Origin of the sequence: Sphingobacterium sp. NGMCC 1.201703, assembly GCF_047784615.1 — a bacterium.
Classification (GTDB): domain Bacteria; phylum Bacteroidota; class Bacteroidia; order Sphingobacteriales; family Sphingobacteriaceae; genus Sphingobacterium.
On record NZ_JBLOHD010000011.1, the window covers coordinates 323087 to 329765 of the forward strand.

Here is a 6679-nt window from a genome sequence, read left to right on the forward strand (position 1 = left end):
TGAAATGCTCAATATAGCAATAAACGGATTCGGACGTATCGGAAGAAACACATTGCGTAATATTTTTCTTCGTAATGCTTTTGATCAATTGCAGGTCGTCGCCATCAATGACCTGGCAGACACCAAGACTTTGGCCCATTTATTTAAATACGATTCAGTGCATGGGCCATTCCCTGGCACTGTTACACATGATGAGAATCACGTTATCGTGAATGGCCATTCCATTTTGGTGAGCAATGAAAAAGATCCGTCTTTACTGCCCTGGAAATCTTTACATATCGATGTTGTCATTGAATCTACGGGACATTTTACGAACCGTGAAAAAGCAACCCTTCATCTGACGGCAGGTGCAAAAAAAGTAATTATCTCCGCTCCGCCAACAGACAAAGATATTCCAACTGTTGTGCTCGGTATCAACGATCGTGCTGTCGATCTCTCGGCTTCCATCTTGTCCAATGCCTCCTGCACGACCAACAATGTCGCCCCTTTGGTCAAAATTTTAGATGACAATTGGGGAATAAAAGACGGATATATCACTACGGTACATTCCATGACAGGTGATCAAAACCTGCATGATGCGCCACACAAGGATCTGCGACGGGCACGTGCGGCCTCCTCGGCAATCATACCGACGACCACAGGTGCTGCCAAAGCGATTACCAATGTCTTCCCCCATTTACAGAATAAATTGGGCGGAGCAGGTATACGTGTTCCCGTGCTGAATGGTTCCTTAACAGATTTTACCTGTACTTTGGAAAAAGAAACAACGGTCGAAGAAATCAATCAAGCCTTTAAGGCTGCAGCCGAAAATGAATTGAAGGAGGTATTGTTTTATACCGAAGACCCTATTGTGTCTGTTGATATAATAAACAATCCTTACTCTTGTGTTTTCGATGCGCAATTGACTTCTGTTGTGGGTGGATTAGTGAAAGTTGTAGGCTGGTATGACAATGAATTTGGCTATTCGAATCGCTTGGTGGACCTTTTGATCAAGATTGACAAGCTCGTCTAATGCTACAGTAGACAAAAATATTGAAAAAGCCTGTATTTTAGCATACAGGCTTTTTTATTGCTCTTTTGACCGTCATTGTTGTGAAAATATACCAACAGGCACGAAGCACAGATGAGGCATATCAAAAGCACCTTTCGCTTTGTGCTATATCAGTCAATCATTACGGTCTTACCGATGTCCGTTTCGGCTGAACAAAACCTTTAAACCTTCAATCCCTTATCTATCGTATCCGTCGGGTGTATGCCCTGCTGGAGGGACAGCCGCACTAGATACCTGCGAGATGAGTGTCGTATCTGCGCTGTAGCTAGCTGGTATACCCCTTAGCCCCGTGCGCCGTTGGTGGGATAATATCACCGAATGCGTGCGTTATCGGTGTGAGGTCTGTGCCGGGCTAAGGTAGTTGAAGGAACTTTAGAGCTCCCCTTCTACCCCCAAGCCAAAAAGCGCAAAATCATATTTTACGGGATCATTGGAATCCAGCAATCTAAGATTGGCTGTTAGCTCCTGTGCGGTTTTCCAGTTGACCTTTTCCAAGGTAATCAGTCCAAATTTTCGGGCTACACGTTCGACATGGACATCACATGGACAGATCAGATTTTTTGGTGACAGGCGGTTCCAAATTCCAAAATCTACTCCTTTTTTATCCTTTCGGACCATCCAGCGTAAAAACATATTGATACGTTTGACAGTAGATTTTTGGGCTGGGCTACTGATATGTTTACGCGTCCGGTGCGGATAGTCCGGCAGCGAAAAGAAATAAGTTTTAAATGCATTCAGCGCCTGCTCCAAATCCACTTCTTTTACGGTCTCCTGCCCTACCAAAAATGCATCTTCTAAAGACATAAAGTGGCTATAGTGGTACCGGAAAAAAGCAACGAAATAAAGAATGTCCGTATCATTGAATGTACGGTGCTTAAAACCAAGCAGGCTCTTGAGGTCCTGATCGGTATGGTTCATGATATAATCATAAGGCGCGCCGTCCATTCTCTCGATCAGTTCATTACACTTATTGATGATGGTTTTACGTTGTCCCCAAGCCATTATAGACGCCAGGAACCCCGTAATCTCGATATCATTCTTACTTGAAAATTGATGTGGAATGGATATGGGATCATGGGGGATAAAATTAGGTTGATTATATTCATCAACCTTTTTATCCAAAAAATCTTTCAAATTAAAATCTACCGCCATGGCTTTACTACCGTCCTGTCTGTAATATCCCTTTACAGATATTTGATACCAACCCTGGTCCCTCGTATATAAATCCGGTATAGACCTGAATAAGGCTAGCCCCAGCATCCAATTTCTCAATCGCATCTTTCGCGGAATGGATACCGCCGACACCAATGATCGGAAATGCTTTGTTTGATTTCTCGCTTAGGTAACGGATTACCTCCGTCGAACGCTTGGTCAATGGTCGTCCACTCACCCCTCCTGCTTCCTGGATCAATTCCAGTTGACTCTTTAACCCTTCCCTCGAAATCGTCGTGTTGGTTGCGATGACCCCAGCAATTTGTGTCTCCATCACGATTTCTACAATATCATCCAGTTGGCTATCGGTGAGATCAGGTGCGATTTTAAGCAAGATAGGTTTGGGGGCTGACTTCGTTTTATTCAGCTCCTGAAGTGTGTTCAATATCTTTTTTAGCGGTTCTTTTTCCTGCAGATCCCTTAAGCCTGGCGTATTCGGCGAACTGACGTTGACAACAAAGTAATCCACATACTCAAAAAGGGCATTGAAACAGTAGATATAGTCATTTACCGCTTCTTCATTCGGAGTAAGCTTGTTCTTTCCAATATTACCGCCGATTAGAAGTCCTTTTCGGTCTTTTAGGTTCTTCAGGCGATTAGCAGCGACATCGGCACCCTGATTATTAAACCCCATACGGTTGATCAGGGCTTCATCCGGTACCAGACGAAACATCCGTGGTTTATCATTTCCGGGCTGAGGCTTTGGTGTAACTGTTCCGATTTCAATAAAACCGAAACCTAAATTAGTCATGTCCGCTATATATTCGGCATTTTTATCGAAGCCTGCCGCCAGGCCTACGGGGTTTTTAAATTTAAGCCCAAAGACCTCACGTTCCAAGCGAGGATCTTCTACCGTAAAAATAGCGTTCAATAATTGCTTGGCACCCCAGATTTTTGAGAAGACATTCAATCCGCTGGTCACTTTATGGTGAGCCATCTCCGGATTCATTGTAAAGAATATAGGTTTGACTAATTTATACATAATCGCAAAGTTAGTCAAACAAGAAGAAATATTCATTACTTTTGTACTTTTGCATTTGAAATGATATCAATAAATAATTTAACATTTGAAATAGGATCCCGAGCGTTGTACGATGAGGCAAACTGGCACATCAAACCAGGTGATAAAGTAGGATTAATTGGCGCCAATGGAGCCGGAAAATCAACCTTATTGCGTTTGATCGTTGGTCAATATGCCCCAACTTCGGGAACAATTTCCATGGCAAAGGATCTTAAGATAGGTTACTTAAACCAGGACTTATTATCCTACCATTCGGACAAAAGTATTCTATACGTCGCTATGGAAGCGTTCGAACGCCAAAATCAACTACATGCCGAAATCGAAGACTTACTTGCGAAATTAGAAACAGATTATTCGGACGATATTCTCAATAAACTAAGCGATAAACAATTGGAATTTGAAGCGCTGGATGGTTATAATCTTGAATTCAAAGCACACGAGATCCTCGCTGGTCTAGGTTTTTCCGAAGAAGAACAAAAAAGACCATTGGCCACATTCTCGGGGGGCTGGCGTATGCGCGTGATGCTTGCTAAAATCTTGTTGCAGACACCAGATATTCTATTACTGGATGAGCCAACCAACCATATGGACTTACCTTCTATCAAATGGCTTGAGAATTATTTGCAGGCATTTGACGGAGCAATAGTTATTGTATCACATGATAGATATTTTCTGGACCGGATCATCAAAAAGACCGTGGAATCGCGTAAGGGGAAATTAACACTTTATGCAGGTAACTACAGCTTTTATCTGGAAGAAAAGGAATTAAGAAACGAGTTACAGGCCAACCAGTTCAAAAATCAGCAGGCTAAGATCAAACAGGAGGAACGGCTTATCGAGCGTTTCCGTGCGAAAGCTTCCAAAGCGAAAATGGCGCAGTCGCGGATTAAAGCCCTAGATCGCATGGAGAAAATTGAAGACGTGGATGACGATAATCCCACGGTCAACTTCAGCTTTAAGTTTTCAAAACCTTCCGGGCGTCATGTGGTCACCTTAGATAATATCTCTAAATCTTACCCGAACCTTGAGATATTAAAAAATACCTCCGCGATTATTGAAAAAGGTGATAAAATTGCTTTGATCGGTGCGAACGGAAAGGGTAAGTCCACCCTACTCCGTATTGTAGCCGGCTCAGATGATCAATTCGAAGGAAAATCGGAACATGGTCACAATGTGTCCCAAACCTTCTTTGCGCAGCATCAGTTGGAGGCACTCCATCTCGAAAACTCCATATTAGCCGAACTGCAGGCCTTTGCACCAAAACATACAGAGACTGAATTACGTTCGATATTGGGTTGTTTCCTATTTACGGGCGACGATGCCTTCAAAAAAATCAAGGTGTTATCCGGTGGAGAGAAATCCCGTGTAGCCTTAGCCAAAGCATTGACAGCAGATGCCAACTTTCTGGCACTCGATGAACCCACCAACCACTTGGACATGCAATCGGTCAACATCCTGATCCAGGCGCTGCAACAATTTGAAGGAACTTTTATCGTTGTTTCCCACGACCGCTATTTCTTGGATCACGTCGCCAACAAAATTTGGTATATCGAAGACAAGGAGATCAAAGAATACCCGGGCACTTATCAGGAATATGAAGAATGGGCTGCTAAACGTTTTGTAAAAACGGAGGTCAAACCTGAAAAAAAGGTTAAAGAAGAGCCTAAGGTCAAAAAAGAAAAACAGGTTCCTTCCGAAGATCGGACACGATTATTGAGCAAAAAGAACAAAGAGCTTTCGACATTGGAGAAGAAGATCGAAGAACAGGAAATATTGGTGAAGGACCTTGAACTGAAACTGGCTGATGAAGCGGTATATTCGGATGCGACTAAGTTACAGGAAACTACGCGTGCTTACAATTCAGCAAAGGCTCAATTAACCCAATTTCAAGAACAATGGGAGCAATTGGCTGAGGAAATTATGGAATTGGAAAACAGTTAATTTTTTCCGCTTAAAATCAGCTTTTTAAGCAAGAACCCGCTATTTTAAGCCAAAAAAATTTGCAGGAATAGGATTAAAGCCCTACTTTTGCATCACTTCAAACAAGGAACACTAGTTCAAAAAAGAAGTACGATTCCGTAGCTCAGCTGGTAGAGCAATACACTTTTAATGTATGGGTCCTGGGTTCGAATCCCAGCGGGATCACAAGAGAAAAGCTAATCGCAAGATTGGCTTTTTTTGTTTTAACGGTATTCAGGATTCGAACGAAGGGATGGCCGGGTTCGATCCTATGGAGGCTCAAGGATATGAACGGGAACTGTGAGGCTGAGCCAATACCAGCGGAATCACACGACGGGGATTAAAATTTTTTGAATTTTGCCCCCTTTTTTGTCTTACTAATCCCTTCCTAATCAATAATATACTATCCACAAAAGAGTTAATTTTGGGTTTTTGAAAATTTTCCCCATCGAATATTATCTTTTCAGGGTAAATCAAACTCACTAGAGTTCTTTTGTCCACGGTACTTGCATTTTTATAGCGTTCTGAAATATTGTTAACTGCATTTAGAGCTTTAGAGATTTTCTGCTCTATACCATCTTTTTTTCTACAGCCGTTAAAACGCTAAGTTTATAATCCTGATCGTCCAGCTCTTCTTTATATCCCTGAAATCATCTTCATCAATCCAGTCCGAAAGGCACATATCTCTTGCTTTAGTGATCTTTCATTAAGCTCATTCCTTCTTTTGATCACAGCAGCCCGATCATCCTCAAAATTATTCTTCCGCCCGGCAACCTAAGATCTTTTGTACCTTTCTTTTTTAATACGTGTTGCACTTTCATAAAAAGTTCCTCTGTGATCAACGGTACATGTTTTCCCTTGACAATTTCCTCCTTCTCATGTTTAAAGGCTCGTAACAGAACTTTTCCACAATAAACAACATTTCTCATGGCTACTATAAACGCATTACTGGAAGTATCTTTGTCCTCACGTTTATTCATTTCCTTTCTGACTACTTCCGTTGGCAGATGTCCCTTAGCTACCTAATTAAATGCCCAAATTACGTTTGACGTTTCAGGTTCCTTGACGGATACATATTTTCGTCCATCTTCTGTACACTTATTGATGTAACCATATGGAGCAATTCCCATCATCCTACCCTCGCAGATTGCACGCCTCATACCGTTGGTAACATTTATGGCTCTTCTATAGTTCTCCATCTCTGGTGTGGACAGATAAATAGCAAGTAGCACTTTATTTTCTGGAATACTTAGATCGAGGGATTGTTCAATTGCCTACAGCCATAATTACTATTTTACTACTAATATTCCATACATGATTATTCAGGTCTTTTCTTGAAGAACTTCAAAAAGAGAAGATACATAATAAGAATATGTAAGTAGCCCATTTTTCCGACAGCTGAGATTGGACTTTTCTAATTTACGTTACTAATTGAT

Annotated in this window: 5 protein-coding genes and 1 tRNA gene; 3 read left to right on the forward strand and 3 right to left on the reverse strand. The window is 41.8% G+C overall.

What is annotated here, in order from left to right:
- Positions 1-4: 4 nt before the first annotated feature.
- The gene (gap, locus tag ACK8HY_RS21600; protein ID WP_416134774.1) at positions 5-1012 is read left to right on the forward strand and encodes a type I glyceraldehyde-3-phosphate dehydrogenase; all 1008 of its coding nucleotides are present in this window, start codon (positions 5-7) and stop codon (positions 1010-1012) included.
- Between the two features lie 411 nt (positions 1013-1423).
- Here gap and ACK8HY_RS21605 read toward each other — a convergent pair whose 3' ends face one another.
- Both ACK8HY_RS21605 and ACK8HY_RS21610 read right to left on the reverse strand, forming a co-directional pair.
- A complete protein-coding gene (locus tag ACK8HY_RS21605) occupies positions 1424-2203 on the reverse strand; it encodes a TIGR02757 family protein (RefSeq protein ID WP_416134775.1) in 780 nt (259 codons plus the stop codon).
- Positions 2204-2210: 7 nt separating this feature from the next.
- A complete protein-coding gene (locus ACK8HY_RS21610; protein ID WP_416134776.1) occupies positions 2211-3245 on the reverse strand; it encodes a quinone-dependent dihydroorotate dehydrogenase in 1035 nt (344 codons plus the stop codon).
- 60 nt (positions 3246-3305) lie between these two features.
- Here ACK8HY_RS21610 and ACK8HY_RS21615 point away from each other — a divergent pair, with 60 nt between their 5' ends.
- Together ACK8HY_RS21615 and ACK8HY_RS21620 are read left to right on the forward strand one after the other, a co-directional pair.
- Complete coding sequence (locus ACK8HY_RS21615; RefSeq protein ID WP_416134777.1) at positions 3306-5225, forward strand: ABC-F family ATP-binding cassette domain-containing protein; 1920 nt, start codon at positions 3306-3308, stop codon at positions 5223-5225.
- A gap of 131 nt (positions 5226-5356) precedes the next feature.
- Positions 5357-5429, forward strand: a tRNA-Lys gene (locus ACK8HY_RS21620).
- A gap of 542 nt (positions 5430-5971) precedes the next feature.
- On the opposite strand, the gene ACK8HY_RS21625 is transcribed toward ACK8HY_RS21620, so the two are convergent.
- On the reverse strand, positions 5972-6223 hold the full coding sequence (locus tag ACK8HY_RS21625) for a recombinase family protein (protein ID WP_416134778.1): 252 nt from the start codon (positions 6221-6223) through the stop codon (positions 5972-5974).
- Positions 6224-6679 lie beyond the last annotated feature (456 nt).